This window comes from Shewanella sp. NKUCC06_TVS (genome assembly GCF_019345515.1).
Lineage (GTDB): Bacteria > Pseudomonadota > Gammaproteobacteria > Enterobacterales > Shewanellaceae > Shewanella > Shewanella oncorhynchi.
Genome location: NZ_JAHKQX010000002.1, coordinates 69433 through 89743 on the forward strand (window position 1 = coordinate 69433; position 20311 = coordinate 89743).

Genomic DNA, 20311 nt, shown 5'->3' on the forward strand with positions numbered 1-20311 from the left:
CTAAGATAACTAAGCTATAGTTAAGCACTCAGCTTTAGAGTAAAAATACTATTTGTTACATAAAGATACCGTTATTGGCATAAAGATGTTTTTCGCGATAAGCATTGACCTCTAGTGCTAACACCCTCTAATCTAAACACCTGTTTAACTCCAAAATAATAACAACTAAACATCATCTTTGAGGTAGTTCAGCATGGCATACGATCAAGACTCTCAACTCAAACTAAACTACTCATCACTGGTCGATCTGATCGAGAAAACCAGCCTGCGTTACGGTGATAAACCCGCCTATGCCTGTCTCGGTAAAACCAGCAGTTTTAACGAGATAGAACGCGATTCTCGTTACTTTGCCGCCTATTTACAAAATAAGACCACACTCAAACCGGGCGATCGCATCGCCATTCAATTACCTAATATCACCCAATTTGTCATCGCGGCCTACGGCGCAATCAGGGCTGGGCTTATCTTAGTTAACACTAATCCCCTATATACCGAGCGTGAGCTCATCCATCAGTTCAATGATTCTGGTGCCAAAGCGATCGTGGTGTTATCCGATCTATTACCGACCTTAGCCAAAGTCATCGACAGCACCAAAATAGAATACGTCATTTCAACCCACCCTTTAGATTTGATCGATCCGCACGTACAGCCTAAGACAGGCCTGAAGAATGTGGAGTTTTGCCAAATTTTAAAACAAGGGGCAGAACTCCCCTTTAGCCGATTTATCTCAAATCTCGACGACCTCTCGGCGTTGCAATATACGGGCGGCACCACTGGATTATCTAAAGGTGCCATGTTGACCCACGGCAATATGCTCGCTAATGCGGCGCAGGTAAAATCCCGCATCGCGAGCGTGATCACCGAAGGGGAAGATATCTTCGTTGCACCGCTACCGATTTACCATATTTATGCGTTTATGGTGAACTTAGTGCTGTATTTCGAGTGTGGCGGCTGCTCGGTATTAATTCCAAATCCACGGGATATTAGCGGCTTAATTAAGACACTCGCCAAATATCCCTTCACTGGATTTGCAGGACTCAATACTCTGTTTGTCGCCCTATGCCATCAACCCGAGTTTAAAGCACTCGATTTTAGCCATTTAAAAATCACCATCTCTGGCGGCACAGCACTGACGGCCGCCGCGGCCAACATTTGGCAACAGACGACAGGCAACATGATCAGTGAAGGTTATGGGCTATCTGAAACTTCGCCGGTGATTTCACTCAATGCACCCGGTTATCAAAAACTAGGCACTATTGGTAAACCTGTTATTGGCACTGAGGTTAAACTCTTAGATGAAAACGACATTGAAGTGCCCTTAGGTACGGCCGGAGAATTAGCCGCACGCGGCCCACAAGTCATGCGGGGATATTGGAATAATCCGCAGGAAACCGCCAATGCTATGACTCAAGATGGCTTCTTCAAAACTGGGGATATTGCCATAGCAACAGCGGAAGGTTTCCACCAAATAGTTGATCGTAAAAAAGATATGATCATAGTCTCAGGTTTTAATGTCTATCCCAACGAAGTGGAAAACGTCCTTGCGAGCCACCCTAATGTGATCGAATGCGCCGTGGTGGGAGTAAAAGATGAACACTCGGGCGAAGCGGTTAAAGCCTTTATCGTGCTTAAGGATGATAGCCAAGATCATCAACAGGCTAAAGAGGCTATTCTAACCTATTGCCGCGAGCAGTTAACTGCCTATAAATTGCCAAAAATCATTGAATTTATGGCGCAATTACCTAAAAGTACCGTAGGTAAAATTCTGCGCCGCGAGCTAAAAGATAAAGCTTAAAAAACGCATTTAAAGGCAAAGCTAAGAAACAAAAACACAATAAAAGACCCAGTGAGCTAGCTTAAGCGTTTTAGCTAGCGACTGGGTTTTATTTTACCTACACGGTCTCATTCAAGGCGCTGGCATTGGCCTCTTCGGTTAACAATTGCAGACTGGCAAATTCACGATATAACGCATTAGATTGCATCAACTCTTGGTGGCGACCGCAGGCGACAATCTCGCCCTTATCAAACACAAAAATCCTATCGGCATTGATTACTGTCGATAGACGGTGAGCAATAATCAAAGTCGTTTTACCCGCCATCAATACATCCAGCGCTTGCTTGACTTTCTGCTCGCTCACCGCATCTAAGGCGCTGGTCGCTTCATCGAGTAACAATATCGGTCTGTTAGCTAAAATCGCCCGCGCAATGGCAATACGTTGTTTTTGTCCACCAGAAAGCCGCACACCACGCTCACCTAAATAGGTTTGATAACCTTCAGTAAACTCGCTAATAAACTCGTGGGCACGGGCTGCAATACAGGCATCTATCACTTCTTGCTCGGTGGCATCGACTCGACCATAACGCACGTTTTCAAGTACGCTAGTCGCAAAAATCACCGAGTCCTGCGGCACTAGAGCAAACTGCGACCGCAACTCCTGTGGCAGAAGATTGGCAATATCAATACCTTCCAGTCGAATACTGCCAGCGCTAGGCACATAAAAGCGTTGCAACAACTGGAACAAGGTACTTTTACCTGCGCCACTTGGCCCCACTAAGGCAACCCGCTCACCCGCGGCAATAGCCATATTGAGCTGTTTTAGCACTAAGGCATCATGCTCTGGATAGGCAAAATTGAGTCCTTCAATCATTAACTCGCCACTGACCTTGGCGGGCAAACTCACAGGATGAGTTGCAACGGGAATATCAACTTGTGTTTCAGCCAGTTCGATTAAACGTTCGGCGGCGCCAGAAGCCCGCTGAATTTCGCCTATCACTTCGCTAATCGTCGCTACTGCGCCCGCGACCATCACAGCGTAAAACATAAAGGCAGATAACTCACCGCCCGTCATCTTACCCGCCATCACATCGTGGGCACCGACCCAAGTCACCATAGCAATTGCGGCGATACTTAAAAACATCACGGTTGAGATCAATAAGGCACGGTAACGGATCCGGCCACTGGCCGCAGACATGACACCTTCGACGCGGCTATTGAACAAGCTACGGTCTTTATCTTCATGCCCATAGGCTTGCACCGTATGGATTTCATGAAGCGTTTCATCCACATAAGCGCCGAGATCCGCAACCCTATCTTGGCTTTCTCGCGCCAGCGTACGGACTTTACGGCCGAAAAAGATCACCGGCCCCAGTACTAAGGGCACAGCCAACAACACCAGCAATGTCATCTTAACGCTAGTGATACCCATCATGACTAAACCACCAAGCACAGTTACGCTAGAGCGCAGCGCCATGGAAAGACTCGAACCCACCACAGTTTGTAACAAAGTAGAATCGGCGGTAAAACGGGAGATCACTTCACCGGTGCGCACCTTAGCGTAAAAGGCGGGAGAGAGTTTAAGCAGTTGATTGTAAACCGTTAGACGAATATCGGCGCTGACCCGCTCGCCAAGCCAAGTCATCAAGTAGAAGCGGCAAAACACCGCTGTGCCACTGACGGCGGTAATTCCGAGCACTAACAGTATGATTTCATTCAGCCGCTGCGCATTATCCCTTACAAAGCCTTCATCGACCATCAAGCGCACACCTTGGCCCAATGATAACCAAGCGAGCGACCCTATCATCAAGCAGATAATCGCCGCGACAACTTTCAGTTTGTAGGGTTTAAGAAAACCCATAATCCAAGGCAATACCGATCTTTGCTGCGCCGAGGTCCATTTAGCCTTTGATGCATCAGCGCTTGTTGTAGGCGTGACTGGAATTAACTTTTCGGGCAATGGCTCAGCCCCCGCTTTAATGGGTTCGGAAGATTTGGCGAGTTCGTGTGTCGGCTCAGTCACGGGTGGCATCCTTGAGGTAGGTAAGGCAATTCAAATATAACATCAGCATGAATGGGATCATCTGCAGCCGTTAACCGCGCAGCATGACTTAAAGCATATAAGTGAGATGCTACCTCTTGCAGTGGAATTCAAGGGCTGTGTGGTTTTACTCAAAAGAAAAGCATAAAACAAACCCGCAGCGAGTGCGGGTTTGTTTTATTGCAATAGCTTGACGCGGCTTAAGCGACTTGCTTGTTTTCCGGCGTTTTTGGCGTGCCGTGGTGGCCATCGCGCTTCCAATCCACATCTAACAACTCTGCGCCGTTCAGGCTAAATGCTTGGCCAAAACCTTTGACGTAAAGACCCTGATGGGGCGCGAGCTTATATAAGTTGAAATCGGTTAACGCCGCAAGGTTATCGGACATTTCGCCAAAACGTGCCGATAACACACCAACACCTTTGCTGAAGGCGGGCGTATCGCGGGGCACTGCCTCGGCAATCGCATCGAAGGTTAAACGCTTGCGGGCAAAAACCGATTTGGCCGCAGTTTCGTCTTCAACTAACATCACAGAAACCTTAGATGAGTGCTTTAAATTATGACCGTGACGGGCTAAGTCACTCACCAAAATATAAAAACCATCATCAGCCAGAGCGAAGGGCGCATAGCTCGCATTCGGCTGGCCATCTGTACCAATGGTGGCCAGTTGCAGAGTTTCGCGCTGCTGTTTAAAGGCTTCGATTTCGGGTAAGAGTTTGTCTCTTAAACGCTGTTCTTGTTCGGTAATTTCAGACTTCATTTACTGTTTTCCTTAATACTTTTGTTAATGCTCAATTCAGAGGTGTGATTGCACCGAGGCAAAGGCAGTCGCGAGCGCTTTAAATTGGCGAACTTGCTCAGGAAACAGTGCTCTTTGTTTATCACGGCCTAAATACACTTTGAACACTACCTCACCTTCACTGCCGAAAAAGTTAATCGAATGGCTCTCGCTGCCTCTAAAAGGTCTGCTGATCAAGGCGATACCACTCATGGCATCTAATTTGAGATGACCATGCAAACCGTCCCCCTTGCTGTAGAGGTTGTAATAACCGTGGGCGTATTTTCCCTCGGGGAAATCCCCTTTAAATTCAAATACGCTGCCAGATAACATCACAATAGTGGTTAACTTTCCCCATTTGGGTAAGGCTTGCAGTAAGGTATCGAGCTGAGTTAACGGAACAAACACCACTTGTTCGGGCGGCAGCGCTGCAACCACTTCAAGCTCGGCAATGCCTAATTCACTGGCGAGCTGTGCTGGCATTAAATCAGCTTGTTGTTCAAATCGTTGTCGCAATTGCGCCTGTAGCTCACTTAGCTGACGTTGCTCAGAGCTTAAATCTGGCGCGACATCGAGCTCGGTATCGAGTGTCATCTTCATTTTACTGTCTCCAGCGGTAGTGACTATTGAGTGGCTTAGAACATATAGCGCGCCGATAACTTCATATTACGACCCGGTTGATACAAGGTTTGCCACGCTTGTTGATACTTCTCATCACCGATATTTTCGATTGCGAAATCCACTCTCACACCCGCCATCGCGCCCATAGTCGGCTCCCACGCTACATACACATCCCATAGGGTGTAATCGTCGTATTTCGCCACTTTAAAGCCGTCAGGCGTATTCGACTGAGTCGCCACATAAGTGACGCGAGTGCCCAGTTTCATGTCGCCTTCCATAATGCCTTGGGATAAATCGACATTGAACTTATTGGCAGGTATATTTTCTATATCATCGCCCGTTTGACGATCTTCGCCATGGGTTTGGCCGTAATTCATCGCTAAGCGAGTTTGGCCAATACGGTAACGACCGCTAATTTCAAAACCTGTTAAACGTGCATCTTCAACGTTATTCCATGAGGTCGTTTGCTCGAATCCAGGAATGCCACGCCAAGGATTAGACACTTGCTGCACGATAAAATCATCCACATCGTTACGGAAAACGTTAAACGTTAGCGCCAGTTCATCATCACCCGCTAACTCACTGAAACGTAAGTCCGCTTTGATTTCTTTATTGCGCGCAGTCTCTGCTTTTAGATCCGAATTCACCGCGAAGGTGTTACATAAACCTTGGGGTAAAAATCCGGGGATTGGCGGGATACAATAATGGGTGCCGCTGGAGAACATTTCCTCTACCGTAGGTGCGCGGAAGGCTTGATCGTAACGGGCACTTAAGGTCAACCAAGGCTGAGTCTGCCACACCAAGCCAAGCGATGGTGATAACTCATTGTCATCTGAGGATAAGTTGAGATTATGGCTGTCATTTTTAAAGCTGTCATAACGCAGACCCGCATCAAGATTTAACGTCTTAGTCAACTCAATATCTGCCCGCGTAAAAGCGCCCCATACTGTGGTTTCGCCATCGATATTCTCTGGACGCTGGCCCACTTGGCCCGAATCATCACGCGTCGTTTCTATGGTATCGCGAAAACCATCGACCCCGTAGGTCAACAGAGTATTACCTAACCGCGAACTGTTATTAAGGTTAATCCCCACAGTGCGGAACTCAGTACTGTCTTGCTGACCTTTCGTAATACGGTCTTCATCGTAGTCGGTACTGTTCCAATACACTTGCATCTTAGTATCCAGATACGGGTTATTAGCAGGATTGAGACTGTAGTTTAGGGTGAGGTTTTGATCGTCAGTTTTTCGACGCACCAAAGGCACTGAACTACTCACAGCAGCAGAAGGATTGCTCGGTACTAATTCATTGTTTTTGCTGGCTCTTGCAGATAACTCTAACCGTGATGCCTCGTCGGCTTGCCAACCGAATTTAGCTAAACCACTGCTGCCTTGGGATGCACTGTTGTTTAGAGTTTCGTCATTACCGGTTTTTATATTGTTTGAATCGTAATAGGAACCATTGAGTAACCAATCGATGCTGTCTTGTTGACCATAGATAGCGCCACTGGTTTTAGTCCGGGAGCCATTGGTCTCATAACCTTGTTTGAAATAGCCACCAAAGGTCTCGTCTGGTGCTAAAAAATCTTGTGCCGACTTAGTATTCTGCGCTACGACACCACCGAGGGCACCACTGCCCCACAAGCTACTGGCAGGGCCGCGCAGCACTTCGATAGATTTGAGCAACTCTGGGTCCATAAAGTAGGTACCTCTGTGACCAGAGCTGGTATTTTGTCTTGCGCCGTCAATTGTTTGCAACACACGATCGCCACTTAAACCACGTATTTCAACCCCTTGAGATGACGCTCTTGGGCCATTGGTCAGCGTAATATTAGCCTCATTTTTAAGGGCATTGGCAACTGATGATGCTTGGGCGACCGTAAGTTGCTCTTCATCCACCACTGCCACGCTACGGCTGGTTTCGGAGGCTTTTTCACTGATGCGTGTTGCACTCACCAATACTTCATCAAACTCTGTTGTGACTAGTTTTTTATTCGCATCCTGTTGAACAACAGGCTTAACACTTTCCTCTGCCGCTAACGTAAAACTTAGGGCCGTACCACTCAGTGCTATCGCCATGGCGATCACTAACGGCTTTTTTTTCATCTCTTCATCCTCAAGTGATATTCAGCTGTTTCCGTGCAATTTAATACTGAGCCTAGGCTCTCTTTCCAGACGCCAATCCTTTCGAGATTGTGTCTGTTCCAGATTTGGCCCTTTCGAGATTGAGCCTCTTCCAGATCGAACCCAAGGCAATCAGTACCCATAAAGTAGGATAAATTGTCGGTTTAGCTGCTTTTTTAAGCGCTCATTCGAGCTATTGCAGGCACTCTACCTGAGATAATAAAATAGATCAAATGCAAATCATTATCATTTGCGATCTTGTTTATATTGAGATATCTTAATTAGGAAAATGGCTTTCATTGGAAAAAAGAGGTTGCTGTGACACCAAAACGATATCTTGCCTTTGGCGCGTTAACGGTTGCCATCCAGACGGGTGTTATCGCCTCCCAACCCGCTATGACTATGCAGCAAAGCGCCCAAACATCGAGCGTAAATCAAACATCACTCACTCCCAGCGCGAATACTGTCACCCTTAATTTTTCTACCGCAACTAGCGCTACAAGCAACACGAGTGCAGAGCCCATCAAGCAAACAGACGCCAAAGTAGCCACTGTGAACAGTACAGTGCAAAAAAACAGTACAGCGCAAAAAGTATCAACAGCAGAATCTGTCGATAAGGCGGTTATACCGAAAACTAAAGCTGATCAACGAATTGACAGCCAACTCGCAAAAAAATCTTCAGCAACAAAACCCACGGCTAACAATCATCCGAATACGGACCCTTTAGTGACGAACGCTTTAGAACCAAGTGCTTTAAATCCAAGCGTTTTAGCACATAAGCGACTCGAACAAGTTGAACAACAAACAGAACCCAAAACTGCACAAATGGATTTAATCGCTAACGCAGCCAAAGTTGATGCAAAAGCAACCCCAAATGTGGCCAGTGCAACAGCTGACAGCGCCCAAACTAACATAGTGGAATTAGCAAAACCGCTGTTCGCTGCAGCGCCACCGCAACCGACTTATCCAAAGATAGCGCGTAAAAAAGGGCTAGAAGGAACTGCAACCATAGAAGTGATGTTTAACGAACTTGGTGAGCAACTTGCACTGACGTTAGTAAAAAGCTCAGGGTTCAGTCTGTTAGATCAAGCCGCGTTAGATGCAGTTGAAAACTGGCAATTTGCGGCGCCAGCGCAAAGGCTAGCGAGTCATTATAAGGTCAGAGTGCCTATTCGCTTCGCGCTCAACTAACAGGCCCAATGTTGCCACTGAAAAGTTAGCCCGTGGAGAGTTAGCCACCGCACAGCTAGCCTGATTTTTGTTTTACTAACTTACATATAAAACTACTTTTTCAATAGATTGGAGAGGCTTAATGCCCGTAACTGATTTTTCAACCCTACAGACTCAACTCGGCGTGCTGACTTGGCCCTTGTTGTTATGTGCTTTTTTAGCTTTGATGATCTGCCTTGAACGTAGCGCCTTGTTTTTGCATCAAACTTTGCTGTCAATCTGGCCCAAAAAACAGGCCTGGGTAAAAGCATTGCGTCAATCAAGATCAGCGGCGACCACTGAAAACGTCAGCGCGCTGCTAGCGCAAACCAGCGCACAGCAAGATTTACTCGCCCGTGGCGCGACCTTGTTACTCAAACAAGTCCACCAGCCAAAAGTGCTAAGGGAAGAATTACTCAGTCTGTGGCTCAATAAGCAACAACGCGACTTGCAAGCCGGACTCAAGGTTTTACAAGTGATTGGCATCATTAGTCCACTACTCGGTTTACTCGGCACAGTATTAGGACTCATCGAAATGTTTGCCCAACTCGGGCAATCACAAGGCCCCGTCACTCCAGCACAACTCAGTGCTGGACTGGGCCTTGCGATGAACACCACAGCTGCCGGACTCATGATCGCCGTGCCCGCCATTACCGCCGCCCATCTTTTTGGGATCTGGGCTCAAGGCCAATGCCTGCGCGCAGGGCATGTACTCAATCAACTCAATCTCTGGTTAGCGGGTATCGAAGATATTTCAATTGATGCCAATCATTACCATGCATTCACCCGAGTCAGTAAAACCAGCGTCGAGCAAAAATTGGCATCCAAGCCCCATTCTCAAATTGAGCCACAGACATGATAAGTGCAGATAAATCATTCTTATCGCAGGCTGGCATTGCTTCGCCTGAGCAACTTCCGAGCCTAGATTTAACCGCGTTAATCGACATTATTTTTATCGTGCTGGTGTTTTTACTACTGACGGCAAATAGCCAATTATTGAGTTTGCCGGTAGATGTGCCACAAAGCCCAAGCTCAGCTATCACGGCAATCGACAACAAACAAACAATTGCCATCAATATCATGGCAACAGCGCCTTATTGGGCTATTGATGGCAAAGAGTTTGATGACTTAGCCACTTTTACCACTGCATTTACTGCACATTTTCAGACTATGCCGAAGGCGACAGTTGTCATTGCCGCCGACAAAGCCGCGCCAGTGGAACCTTTGATGCAACTGCTTGCACTGTTACAGACGCAGTCCATCAGTCAGACACAAATTTTGATGGAGCATTAGCGTATCCGAACCAGCCATTTAAATGAGAAAGCAAAAGTCTGATATCAAAAAACGGCATCTAAGCCTGTCACGAACAAGTTGTATTAGGAGTTTAACCATGTTGTTTCAAGCAACTAAAATACCAGTAAAAAAAGGTTCCAGAGTTCAGCGTTATCAACATAAGCGCACATATAAGACATTAAAAAAATTGATGTTTTTCACATCAGCACTTACGGCCTTACTATCCTCAAGCGTTTTTAGCGCTGAACTGAGTGCCGAGCCAAAGATAAGACTCGTGAGTGCGGGTACAGGAGTCACAGAGCTCGTGCTCGCCCTCGACGCAGGCAATGAGCTAGTCGCCATCGACTCCACCAGCTATGTGCCTGAAAGTTTGAGCCATGTGGCTAAGCTTGGTTATCACAGAATGCTCTCCGCCGAAGGCATTATTGCCCTCTCCCCAACGCTGGTTGTCGGTTCAGATGTGATGGGACCCGAAACCACACTTAAGGTATTAAAACAGGCGAATATCCAAGTCGTGCAATTACCCGCAACAAATGATGAACCACAACTGATGAACAATGTGGATACCTTAGGTCACTTACTCAATCGCCAAGAACATGCGGTTAAATTAAAACAAGATTTACATCAACAACTGCAAAGCTTAGCGGGTAAAAAACAACAAGTGCGCGATGCGGGCTCTCAGCCAAAAATTCTCTTCATGCTGTTACAAGAAGGCCGCGGTGCACGGGTTGGCGGTAAAGGCACAGCCGCAGATACTATTATCGAGCTGTCTGGGGCACAAAATATCGCCGAGTTTGATGGCTACAAAAGCATGTCTCAAGAAGGGATTCTGTCCTTGCAGCCCGACATTATTTTGCTGTCAAAGCGTAGCGATAAACCCACAGATCAAACTAATGCACAAATTGCTCAAGAACTGTTGAAAGAGATGCCACTACTCGCCCATACCCCAGCAGGTGAAAACGGCCATATTCAAACACTAGCACCGCAAGCCCTTCTCGGTGGTTTAGGCATCAGTGCCATAAGCGCCGCGGATACGCTCGCCAGCACATTGCTCAAGCAAAACCATTAACAAACGCAGCGATGAGTACAGTTAGCACTAATTAACCCCAGATAAAAATAGAAAGGATATTTGAGATGTTCCTCAACCGCTGGCTCTGGCCGAGTCTAGTCACACTGTTAGCCCTAAGCGGCTTACTCTCGGTCAGCACTGGCCCCGTTAGCATCAGCTTTGTCGACGCCCTAAATGCAGTGTTCAATTGGGCTACCCAGCAAAATATCGGCAATATTGCGCCCCACGAGCAACTGGTAATCAACAATGTACGCTTACCACGGACATTACTGGCGTTAGCAGTAGGCGCTACGCTCGCACAGTGCGGCGCGGTAATGCAGGGGCTTTTTCGCAATCCCTTAGCGGATCCCGGTATTATCGGAGTGTCATCCGGCGCAGCACTTGGCGCAGCCATCTGTATCGTGCTGCTACCCAACGCGAATCCGTTGATGATCCCCATCAGTGCGTTTGCATCGGGATTAGTGACCACCCTTATCGTCTACCGACTCGCCAGCAACCCAACAGGTACATCGGTCGTATTATTACTTTTGTCGGGTGTTGCCATAGCTGCGCTGGCAGGCGCAGGAATAGGTGTTCTCACATATCTTGCCAACGACATGGCGCTACGTGACTTAACCCTATGGCAAATGGGATCGATTGCAGGTGCGCAGTGGCTATATGTCAGTCTGTGTCTTGTGACCTTAGCGCTACTGAGTTGGCGATTCCACCAAGATGCGGCGGCACTCAATGCCTTGCTGCTTGGCGAATCCGAAGCACGCCACTTAGGGATAGATGTCGATAGGCTCAAACTTAGGCTTATTTTGCTTTGCGCCTTAGGGGTTGGCGTAAGTGTAGCTGCAACAGGAATTATCGGCTTTATCGGCCTCGTCGTGCCGCATTTAGTGCGCATGATGTTAGGGCCAGATCATCGCCAACTGCTGCCCATCAGCGCACTTTTAGGTGCAGCCCTATTGGCATTGGCCGATATCGGCGCGCGCGCTTTTTTACCGCCTGCCGAGTTACCCGTTGGGCTCGTCACCGCGCTCATCGGTGCGCCTTTCTTCATTTTTTTACTACTGCAACAACGCAGTAAGCTAATCTAAGCGAGTTTTTATGGCTGCAACATCCTTTGCAAATCAACCATTACAATCGACAACTTATTCAGCCAAGGCGCAATTTGATCGCACCGAGCTCAGCATTTGTCAGCTCAATGTCAACATCGGTCCAAAAACCGTGCTCAGTGATATTAATGTACAGTTTCAATCGGGTGCAGTAACCGCCCTACTCGGCCCAAATGGTGCGGGTAAATCCACCCTGCTTAAAGCCCTTTGCCAAGAAATCAGCACACCAAGGCAAAGTATACGGCTAGGCCATAGCCAGCTGGCGGATTGGCCTAGGAGAGAGCTGGCAAAATCCTTAGCTGTACTACCGCAACACGCCAGCCTCACCTTTCCCTTCACTGTGTCAGAAGTCGTAGCAATGGGCCTATATCCCTTAACCATCAGTAAGATAGAAGGTGATGCGTTAGTTGCAGAGCAACTGGCGCAAGTGGGCTTAACCCATCTGGCTAAGCGCAGCTATCCAACCCTCTCTGGCGGCGAGAAACAGCGAGTCCAACTCGCCAGAGTCTTAACTCAACTCAGGCAATCGCCGTTTCCGCCCGTACTATTACTGGATGAACCTACATCGGCGTTAGATCTTGCCCAGCAGCACAGAGTACTTGAATTAGCCCAAAACTTAGCTCACCAACAAGGCTACACTGTAATAGTAGTACTGCATGACTTAAACCAAGCCGCACGCTATAGCGATCAATTAATTGTGTTAAAACAAGGGCGAATCGTCAGTGAAGGCACGCCATCCGATGCTCTGTCGGTTGATACCATTAGGGAAGTATGGGACTACGAGCCCGTATATATCCCCGCCCCACAGGGTGGACATCCACTGATTTTTTAATGGAAAGAAGATATTCATCTTACGTTTTTGAGGTCTAATGTGGGTATAATCGCTGCGTTTACACTTTAGCTATCACCTTTTAGCCACAGCCGCATTAATTTAGGCAGAGCCCAGATGAAACCCACTATCTCGACAGAAACTCAACAAGAAGCACTAGTCGCAGCCAAAGCCACCCAAAAGCCGGGACAAACCAAAGAGCAAACTAAACTCATTGCCCAAGGGATAGAAAAAGGCATAGCTGAATATAAAAAGCTGCAAAAAGCCAAAGCTCGCGAACGGGATAAAGCACGTAAACAACAGTTGAGAGCAAAATCTCGTACAATTAATGACACTGATGAACTAGAGGATTCAGACGAGTTATTCGAATCTCAACGTCAGTTCACCATCGCGACTTGGATTGCCATAGCGCTTTTACTATTAAGTTGGGTAGGGTTTGCCGCATATATCCTTTAAGATTTAAAGCTATGATTTATAAATAAAAATCAAGATGTCCATATATCACTTGTTAGGCAATATCCTCTAATACCTTACACACATCATTAATTGAAAAAATATTACCGTTAAGGCTTGCTCGGTCTTTTGATATATTCAGAACGAGCCTAAATACGTTGTTCGCATCAGGATAACGGGCAAGCTTTAAAATGATGTCATCACCATTTTCTTCTGCAGACCGAAAATCCCAGCCCTTCCCTGATAAATCAAAAAGCACTTCCGCCGTTTCAGTATTGATTAACACTGGCGCATAAACCCAATGCGACATTCGCATCTCACTGGGGTTGATATCCAGTGTTAACTTACCATTTTGAAAAAACAGCTTAGTGTCCATAAACAGTCCCTGAGTAACAAGTATCACAAGCGATAGGCCGATAGCTTATATATTGAACCCCATATCCATTTGTTGTCCATACCGCATCACTTCTAACACGAACCGTTTACGCTCATTGCTATCAGGCAAAACCGTTAAACGCTTAAGCGAAAAAAAGACAAAAAAAAGCCTGCTCAATGAGCAGGCAAAGACATATTTCAAGCGTCCCTTTCGGGGAAGTACATTACCGCGCTAGCGGGAAAAACCTGGCATATTCATGCAAAAACATCAATATGCTACTTGAGTCTAAACACGCCAAAAAAGGCGATACAAAGGTTGATGGATGATGGAAACTCAAACTTTAAGGAGGGTTAGGCCTTAAAGCTCATGGCGAATAAACCGCCACGCAAAACATCAGTGTTAAACCAAGTGTTTTGCCAATAAATATGGTTGTTGCCTGTATAAGACATAGTCAATACTCCTAAATTAGTTGTGATTAAGTACTCTAGTGAAGCTTGGCTCGGTTCCTTGGAACTAGAGATTCTCATATCCGTTGAGACGACTTGTCACTCAGGTCCTTGGAGAAAAATATCCATCCTGGATAGACTAGAGAGGAAAGGCGTAGTGCCTAATCCACGAAAGTAATTATATGGATTTGTAGTTTTATTACAACCTTTATTTGTATTTTTTTTGATTAAGGCTTTTTAATGTAATTAAATTACACAATTATAGTGAGGTTAATGGCGACCTGCTTCACAGAAAAACAGAAATAACCCTGTAAATATCTAATAAATAAGATATTACAGAATTATTTCTATTTGTTACCACAAATCGTTAGCGATTGATCAGATATTGATACAAGCCCACCAGCGGACTCGCTGTAGGTTTGCCGTAGAGCGGATCACCTTCTGTTGCACTGCCTGCGATATCTAAGTGTATGTAAGCCAATGGAATAGGGGCTGTTACACCATGGTCAAATAGCCCCGACGCTTTCAGTAAAAACGCCGCGGGATATTGATGTCCACGGGCGGTAATCGATGATGGCGCATTATTGGAAGATAATATTTCAGCAGCGCCTGACACATCGCGGATCTTAGCGAAGTCTTCAGGGCGTAATGTAGACACTTCAAAGGGTTCGCCCCATTGAGTCGCCTGCTGTTGTAAAGTGACAGCGCATTGCTGTGAACTCGCCACTGAGTTTTCCACCGCCGCGGGATAGCTGCCATAACAACGCACGACATGACCTGTGAGTGTTGCTACCGAAAACATCTCAGGCTTCACTGCCGACACGGCTTTGATGCGTAAATGGCTCAGTAAATCCGCCAGCACTAAGCGCCCTTCAGCATCCGTATTACCAATTCGTACCCGCACACCCGCATGGCTCGTAATAATTTCATCGGTCACGAAGGCTTCGCTGCCTATGCTGTTACGCACTAAACCTAACTCGGCAATCACTCGAATACCTTTAGGCTTTAGCATTGACAGAGTTTTAAATAAACCCGCCACGGCAGAAGCGCCGCCTTTATCACGACTCATACCCGCCATAGCGCCGCCGACTTTCAGATCGGCGCCGCCGGTATCGTAAATCACGCCCTTACCCGCAAACAGGAAAGTGCGAGTCACTTGACCCTCCGGCAGATACTCTAGTTTCACCACGCGAGGCTGATGACGACCGACGGCAAAAGAAGAACGCGCCACGGCGCTGAGTAGCGGATAATCACGCTCTAAAATATCTCTATCTTCTACCACTGCGGTTTTGATCACGCTGCCCGCTAAGGATTGCAGACAATAATCGGCAAAGGCTTTAGCCGACATGCGCTCAGGTTCAGTACCACACAAATCCCGCGCTAATAGGCGGCCAGCTTCTAAGGCATTGAGCAAATTGCTGTTATGGGTTGATGAAGATAATAACCCTATGGCCTCAAATGCAGGCGTTAAGCCAGTCGCTTCACGCAGCTCTAAGGTTTGCCACAGTTCTTGACCGCAGGCTAATGCTGCGACTTCAGAGGCAAAACTAAAACGTGAGTCCTTCGATGGCACTACATATAACAATGGACGTTTTGCGCCTGCGTCTTTTGCAATGGCAATCGCAGCCCTTGCAGCATTGGCATAGACTCGCACGTCCACATACTCGTCATTCACTTGGGTGACAGGGGCAATGATCAAACGCCCTCCCGCAAGCCCTGGGGCAAACAGTAATGTCGGGCTCTTACCCACGCGCTTATCCACGTGGGCACCGTGCTGAGCCAATAAACCTATCTCATCAAAACCGATAGAATCCAGATCGGGCGTCACCACCACAACCGCATCCCAGCCTTCACCATCAAAAATGGCATTTTCTGCTTTTACATCAACGAAGTTAACTTGAAACATGACCCATCCTTTTTCATTATTGTGCCTGCATTATTCCCGCTCTATCGCTTAATTACCAATCTAAAAGTGCTACCGACACTCCCAGAAAAAATCGAACTGGAAACTTTGGCTGCCAGCTCACCAAAAGCCTGTGACACTGAGATTATTTGGCTGCACAGAATGTGGTAGAATGGCCGCAAATTTGCCCTATACCCACAAGACCTTATGAGGGACACTCAAGTGACAGCCTTAAGTCAGTTATACCCGCAGCCATTATGGCAATGGTTCGAACAAATTTGTGCGATTCCCCATCCATCTAAGCATGAGCAAGCCTTAAGCCAGCACATTCAAGCGTGGGCTAAAAGCAAACAACTTGCCGTCGTTGAGGATGCCGTTGGCAACTTGATCATCCGTAAACCTGCGACGCCGGGTATGGAAGATCGTAAAATCGTGGTTATTCAAGCCCATATAGATATGGTGCCACAAAAAAATGCCGATAAAGTGCATGATTTTACTAAAGATCCTATCGAAGCTTATGTCGATGGCGATTGGGTTAAAGCCAAGGGTACAACCTTAGGTTCAGATAACGGTATTGGCATGGCATCGGCTTTAGCCATTTTAGGCTCTGATGATATCAAGCACGGCCCATTAGAAGTGCTGCTGACGATAGATGAAGAAGCGGGCATGACAGGCGCCTTCGGTTTACAGGCGGGCATGTTAGACGCTGACATTCTGATCAATACCGACTCAGAGCAAGAAGGTGAAATCTACATGGGCTGCGCCGGCGGTGTCGATGCTCAAATCACCCTGCCTATGGTGTGGCAAGCGTCTGAGCAAAGTTACTCAGCCTTTAGCCTGCACTTATCAGGCTTAAAAGGGGGTCACTCTGGAGTGAACATTCACTTAGGTCGTGGCAATGCCAACAAGCTATTGGCGCGTTTCCTCTTTGAAAACGCAGATGATTTAGCGTTAGAGTTGACCCAATTTAGCGGCGGTTCACTGCGTAATGCGATTCCACGGGAAGCCAACATCAGCTTTATGTTGCCAGAAGAAAACGTCAGCGCCTTAAACGAAAAAGTCGCTGAGTTTGAAGCGCTTATCCGCACCGAACTCGCCATTGCCGATCCCGATATGCGTTTAGTGTTAAACACTATCCCAACACCAAAACGTGTGATGAGCGAAAACAGCCAAAATACCCTGATCGATTTGCTGCATGTGTGCCCGAACGGCGTGATCCGCATGAGTGATGAAGTCGAAGGTGTGACTGAAACCTCGCTCAACGTTGGCGTGATCAGCACTAACGATGAAGAAGTCACTATCCTGTGCCTTATCCGCTCGCTGATCGATTCTGGCCGTACTCAAGTCGAAGGCATGTTAACTGCGCTGACCAACTTAGCCGGAGCCGATATCGATTTAAGCGGTGCTTACCCAGGCTGGAAGCCAGATAACAGCTCACCTGTAATGGCGATAGTGCGCGAAACCTATCAAGACATTTACCACAAAGAGCCAGTGATCATGGTGATCCATGCGGGTCTCGAGTGCGGCCTATTCAAGAAACCCTATCCAGACATGGACATGGTCTCGATTGGTCCCACCATTCGCTATCCACACGGTCCAGACGAAATGGTAAACATCACCACAGTCGGCCAATATTGGACATTATTATTAGCCGTACTCGAGCGCATTCCAGTCAAGGCTTAATGCTCTAACCTTACCCTAGCTCACTCAATTCAAGGCCACATCTGCTCAAGTCAGATGTGGCCTTATTTTTTACCGCGGATTCTATTTGTGTAGAAATGCCATCGATAAAATTTTTATGAAAGAACTGAATAACTTGAATTTTCTACTATAGTTGTTCTGTCTGACCCTAACGTATTTTTGCTTATCGCGCTTTTAGAGATAACCGCTTTCCCCCTTCAATACTGTGACCTTAAGGAATAGAGATCATGAAATTTGGTAAAATCTTGTCAGCCGCCACACTACTGCTCAGCAGTAACCTCAGTTTCGCCGAAGAAGTCCCCAAAGCCGTTATCGACCTAGCCGATTCACTGATGCCATTAGGCAGAGAAGTGGTACTGGTGAATGCCGTTAAAGCGCAAAATGCCCAAGGCAAAAGCTTAGATTCAATCAAAACATTAGATGAAAAATGGATTGCCACCGCAGGTATTGATGACTTTATGTCATCCCTGATGAACAACGAAGCGGCTAAGTTTCTCACGACCTTCGAAGCCAGCAAACCTTACTACCAAGAAATTTTCCTCATGGACAATCAAGGCGCGAACGTCGCCATGATCAGTAAAACTTCAGATTATTGGCAGGGTGATGAGGATAAATGGCAAAAATCCTTCGCCAATGGCAAAGGCGATAAACACATAGGTCCGGTCAAGTTTGACGAGAGCTCCCAAGCCTATCTAGTACAAATTTCTATTCCAGTGATGGATGGCGATGCTGCAATTGGTGCTATCACGATTGGGATCAACCTAGATCAATTTGGACTCTAATTACCAGAGAACGCCAGTGATGGGCTGCATCCTCTTACCACAGAGGTTATTGCGGCTCTCACCTTTTCAGTGTATCAATCAAGGAGGGCGTGACTATGGAATGGTATAAAGATCTATCCGTTAATCAGAAACTGACTTATCCGAGTCTGCTACTCGCTGGCGTAGTCATCTTCGCCTCTTCAACTGGTATTTTAGGACTCAAAGCCTTAAATCACAGCGCGAATACACTCGCGCTTGAATACTTACCTAGCCAATCTGAACTCCTACAGGCCGATAAAGCGCTTTATCAAGCTCAAGTGGCCGAGCGCAGCCTGATGTTTGTTAACGTGGGCACAGACTCTTACAACGACCTTTTAAAGCAGCACACTAATAGTATCTCTCTGGTTAAAGAACATATTGATAAGTTTGCCGATGTGACCACAAGTCCCCTAGCTAAAGATAAGCTCAATGAATTGAATCACAGTTTCGATACTTGGCGAGCGACAACCACAGAAATCAGTAATCAACGCACCCAAAATGGCCGTAACGGTAGAACGACGGCGATTGATCTTAGTTTCGGTCAAGCAGCAACGCAATTCGAGCAACTACACCAGAACATTAATCATTTAATCAATGATTTAAATAGTAATACTACCGCAGCGATAGCCCAAGTAGATGATGATGCCAATCATGGACAACAGATGCAGTTAATTGCCTTAGCCATCAGTCTCTTGATCTGTATACTCTTTATCGTTGCACTGCCTAAACTCATCAGCAAACCGCTGGCGGTTTTACTCGCAAAAATCCACGACATTACCGATGGTGATGGCGATTTGACCGAACGAGTCCACTTAACCTCTAAAGACGAGCTTGGTGATCTCGCCAAGGCATTCAATCATTTTCTCGATAACTTACACGGTATTATCTCGCAATTTAAACAGTCTACATCAGAGCTCAACACCGCTGCCGAAGGTCTAGCCAAAACCAGCGCATCAGCAAAACATACCTTGATGGATCAACAAGCTGCAACCCACAGAATCGCCGATGCCAGCGATCATATTGCCGCATCAGTGCAAGAAGTATCAGTCAGTGCCAGTCATGCCGCCGATGCCGCTAAACAAGCCGACGTATTTACCGCCGACGGTCAGGCAAGAGTGAAAAAAACCATCAATGTGATTCGTGAACTTGCGGGAGATGTAGGCACGGCAGAAATGCAGATCAATAAACTCGAACAGGAAGGCCAACATATCGGCCGCGTGCTTGAGGTGATTCAAGCCATTGCCGAACAGACGAATCTATTAGCCCTTAACGCCGCAATTGAAGCGGCGCGAGCAGGCGAACAAGGACGCGGGTTTGCAGTGGTTGCCGATGAAGTGCGATCCCTTGCCTCTAAGACTCACCAATCCACCGAAGAAATTAAATTGATGATCGCCAATGTGCAAAATGGCACTCAAAGCGCTGTGGCAGCGATTAATATCGGTAATGAAAAGGCTATCTCAAGCGTAGAAGCCGCCAGTAATGCCGGTGAAGCCTTAGCGCATATTGCAGAAATGGTCAGCCAAATTAGTGAGATGAACAATCAAATCGCCCTCGCGGCTAAAGCGCAAACCACTATGGCCAACGAGAGTCATCAAAATATTCAACACATTGCCGAACAGTCGGAGGAAAGTCTACGAACCACTGATGAAATCTACGCAGCAAGCGTACAACTCTCGTCAATGGCGAGTAATCTCACGGCGCTGGTCAGCCGCTTTAAACTGTAATTTTTGAGGGTGAAAGCTTTTATATAAGTTACCTTTTGTAAATCAGTGATGTTTGAAAAGTCCCCTCTAACGA

At 46.9% G+C, this 20311-nt stretch carries 18 protein-coding genes; 12 read left to right on the forward strand and 6 right to left on the reverse strand.

Going from position 1 to position 20311, the window contains the following annotated elements:
• Nucleotides 1-193 precede the first annotated feature (193 nt).
• Nucleotides 194-1795, forward strand: coding sequence for an AMP-binding protein (locus KO531_RS02425; protein WP_219250296.1), 1602 nt, complete (start codon nucleotides 194-196; stop codon nucleotides 1793-1795).
• Nucleotides 1796-1892: 97 nt separating this feature from the next.
• On the opposite strand, the gene KO531_RS02430 is transcribed toward KO531_RS02425, so the two are convergent.
• The 4 genes from KO531_RS02430 to KO531_RS02445 all read right to left on the reverse strand — a co-directional run bounded on the left by KO531_RS02430 (nucleotide 1893) and on the right by KO531_RS02445 (nucleotide 7317).
• A complete protein-coding gene (locus KO531_RS02430; protein ID WP_219250297.1) occupies nucleotides 1893-3797 on the reverse strand; it encodes an ABC transporter transmembrane domain-containing protein in 1905 nt (634 codons plus the stop codon).
• A gap of 218 nt (nucleotides 3798-4015) precedes the next feature.
• Nucleotides 4016-4573 carry a heme utilization protein HutZ gene (hutZ, locus tag KO531_RS02435; protein ID WP_219250298.1) on the reverse strand — a complete coding sequence of 186 codons (558 nt, stop codon included), beginning with the start codon at nucleotides 4571-4573 and terminating at the stop codon, nucleotides 4016-4018.
• A gap of 36 nt (nucleotides 4574-4609) precedes the next feature.
• The gene (gene hutX / locus KO531_RS02440; protein ID WP_219250299.1) at nucleotides 4610-5191 is read right to left on the reverse strand and encodes a heme utilization cystosolic carrier protein HutX; all 582 of its coding nucleotides are present in this window, start codon (nucleotides 5189-5191) and stop codon (nucleotides 4610-4612) included.
• Nucleotides 5192-5226: 35 nt separating this feature from the next.
• A complete protein-coding gene (locus KO531_RS02445; protein ID WP_219250300.1) occupies nucleotides 5227-7317 on the reverse strand; it encodes a TonB-dependent hemoglobin/transferrin/lactoferrin family receptor in 2091 nt (696 codons plus the stop codon).
• A gap of 336 nt (nucleotides 7318-7653) precedes the next feature.
• Here KO531_RS02445 and KO531_RS02450 point away from each other — a divergent pair, with 336 nt between their 5' ends.
• From KO531_RS02450 to KO531_RS02480, 7 genes are all read left to right on the forward strand, one after another.
• Nucleotides 7654-8526, forward strand: coding sequence for an energy transducer TonB (locus KO531_RS02450; protein WP_219250301.1), 873 nt, complete (start codon nucleotides 7654-7656; stop codon nucleotides 8524-8526).
• A 121-nt stretch (nucleotides 8527-8647) separates the two neighbouring features.
• On the forward strand, nucleotides 8648-9403 hold the full coding sequence (locus KO531_RS02455; protein ID WP_219250302.1) for a MotA/TolQ/ExbB proton channel family protein: 756 nt from the start codon (nucleotides 8648-8650) through the stop codon (nucleotides 9401-9403).
• Entirely contained in the window at nucleotides 9400-9837 is a 438-nt protein-coding gene (locus tag KO531_RS02460) for a biopolymer transporter ExbD (protein ID WP_131523860.1), read from the forward strand. The genes KO531_RS02455 and KO531_RS02460 overlap by 4 nt, the downstream gene beginning before the upstream one ends.
• Before the next feature lie 97 nt (nucleotides 9838-9934).
• The gene (locus tag KO531_RS02465) at nucleotides 9935-10906 is read left to right on the forward strand and encodes a hemin ABC transporter substrate-binding protein (RefSeq protein WP_219250303.1); all 972 of its coding nucleotides are present in this window, start codon (nucleotides 9935-9937) and stop codon (nucleotides 10904-10906) included.
• 65 nt (nucleotides 10907-10971) lie between these two features.
• Entirely contained in the window at nucleotides 10972-11988 is a 1017-nt protein-coding gene (locus KO531_RS02470) for an iron ABC transporter permease (protein WP_219250304.1), read from the forward strand.
• Between the two features lie 10 nt (nucleotides 11989-11998).
• Nucleotides 11999-12838 (forward strand): heme ABC transporter ATP-binding protein, encoded by an 840-nt coding sequence (locus tag KO531_RS02475; RefSeq protein WP_251068820.1) that lies wholly within the window; start codon nucleotides 11999-12001, stop codon nucleotides 12836-12838.
• A gap of 114 nt (nucleotides 12839-12952) precedes the next feature.
• Nucleotides 12953-13291, forward strand: coding sequence for a DUF2956 domain-containing protein (locus tag KO531_RS02480; RefSeq protein WP_219250305.1), 339 nt, complete (start codon nucleotides 12953-12955; stop codon nucleotides 13289-13291).
• Nucleotides 13292-13343: 52 nt separating this feature from the next.
• Here the strand turns inward: KO531_RS02480 and KO531_RS02485 are convergent, their stop codons facing one another.
• Together KO531_RS02485 and KO531_RS02490 are read right to left on the reverse strand one after the other, a co-directional pair.
• Complete coding sequence (locus KO531_RS02485; protein WP_105252983.1) at nucleotides 13344-13664, reverse strand: hypothetical protein; 321 nt, start codon at nucleotides 13662-13664, stop codon at nucleotides 13344-13346.
• Nucleotides 13665-14477: 813 nt separating this feature from the next.
• Complete coding sequence (locus KO531_RS02490) at nucleotides 14478-16016, reverse strand: leucyl aminopeptidase family protein (protein ID WP_219250306.1); 1539 nt, start codon at nucleotides 16014-16016, stop codon at nucleotides 14478-14480.
• Between KO531_RS02490 and KO531_RS02495 the strand changes: the two genes are divergently transcribed.
• The 4 genes from KO531_RS02495 (at nucleotide 16008) to KO531_RS02510 (ending at nucleotide 20238) form a co-directional block, all read left to right on the forward strand.
• A complete protein-coding gene (locus tag KO531_RS02495; protein WP_219250307.1) occupies nucleotides 16008-16184 on the forward strand; it encodes a hypothetical protein in 177 nt (58 codons plus the stop codon). The two genes, KO531_RS02490 and KO531_RS02495, sit on opposite strands and share 9 nt — an antisense overlap.
• Nucleotides 16185-16235: 51 nt before the next feature.
• The gene (locus KO531_RS02500; protein ID WP_028761557.1) at nucleotides 16236-17696 is read left to right on the forward strand and encodes an aminoacyl-histidine dipeptidase; all 1461 of its coding nucleotides are present in this window, start codon (nucleotides 16236-16238) and stop codon (nucleotides 17694-17696) included.
• A gap of 245 nt (nucleotides 17697-17941) precedes the next feature.
• Nucleotides 17942-18496: a cache domain-containing protein gene (locus KO531_RS02505; protein WP_219250308.1), complete on the forward strand. Its 555-nt coding sequence runs from the start codon at nucleotides 17942-17944 to the stop codon at nucleotides 18494-18496.
• 95 nt (nucleotides 18497-18591) lie between these two features.
• Nucleotides 18592-20238 (forward strand): methyl-accepting chemotaxis protein, encoded by a 1647-nt coding sequence (locus tag KO531_RS02510; RefSeq protein ID WP_219250309.1) that lies wholly within the window; start codon nucleotides 18592-18594, stop codon nucleotides 20236-20238.
• Nucleotides 20239-20311: the final 73 nt, after the last annotated feature.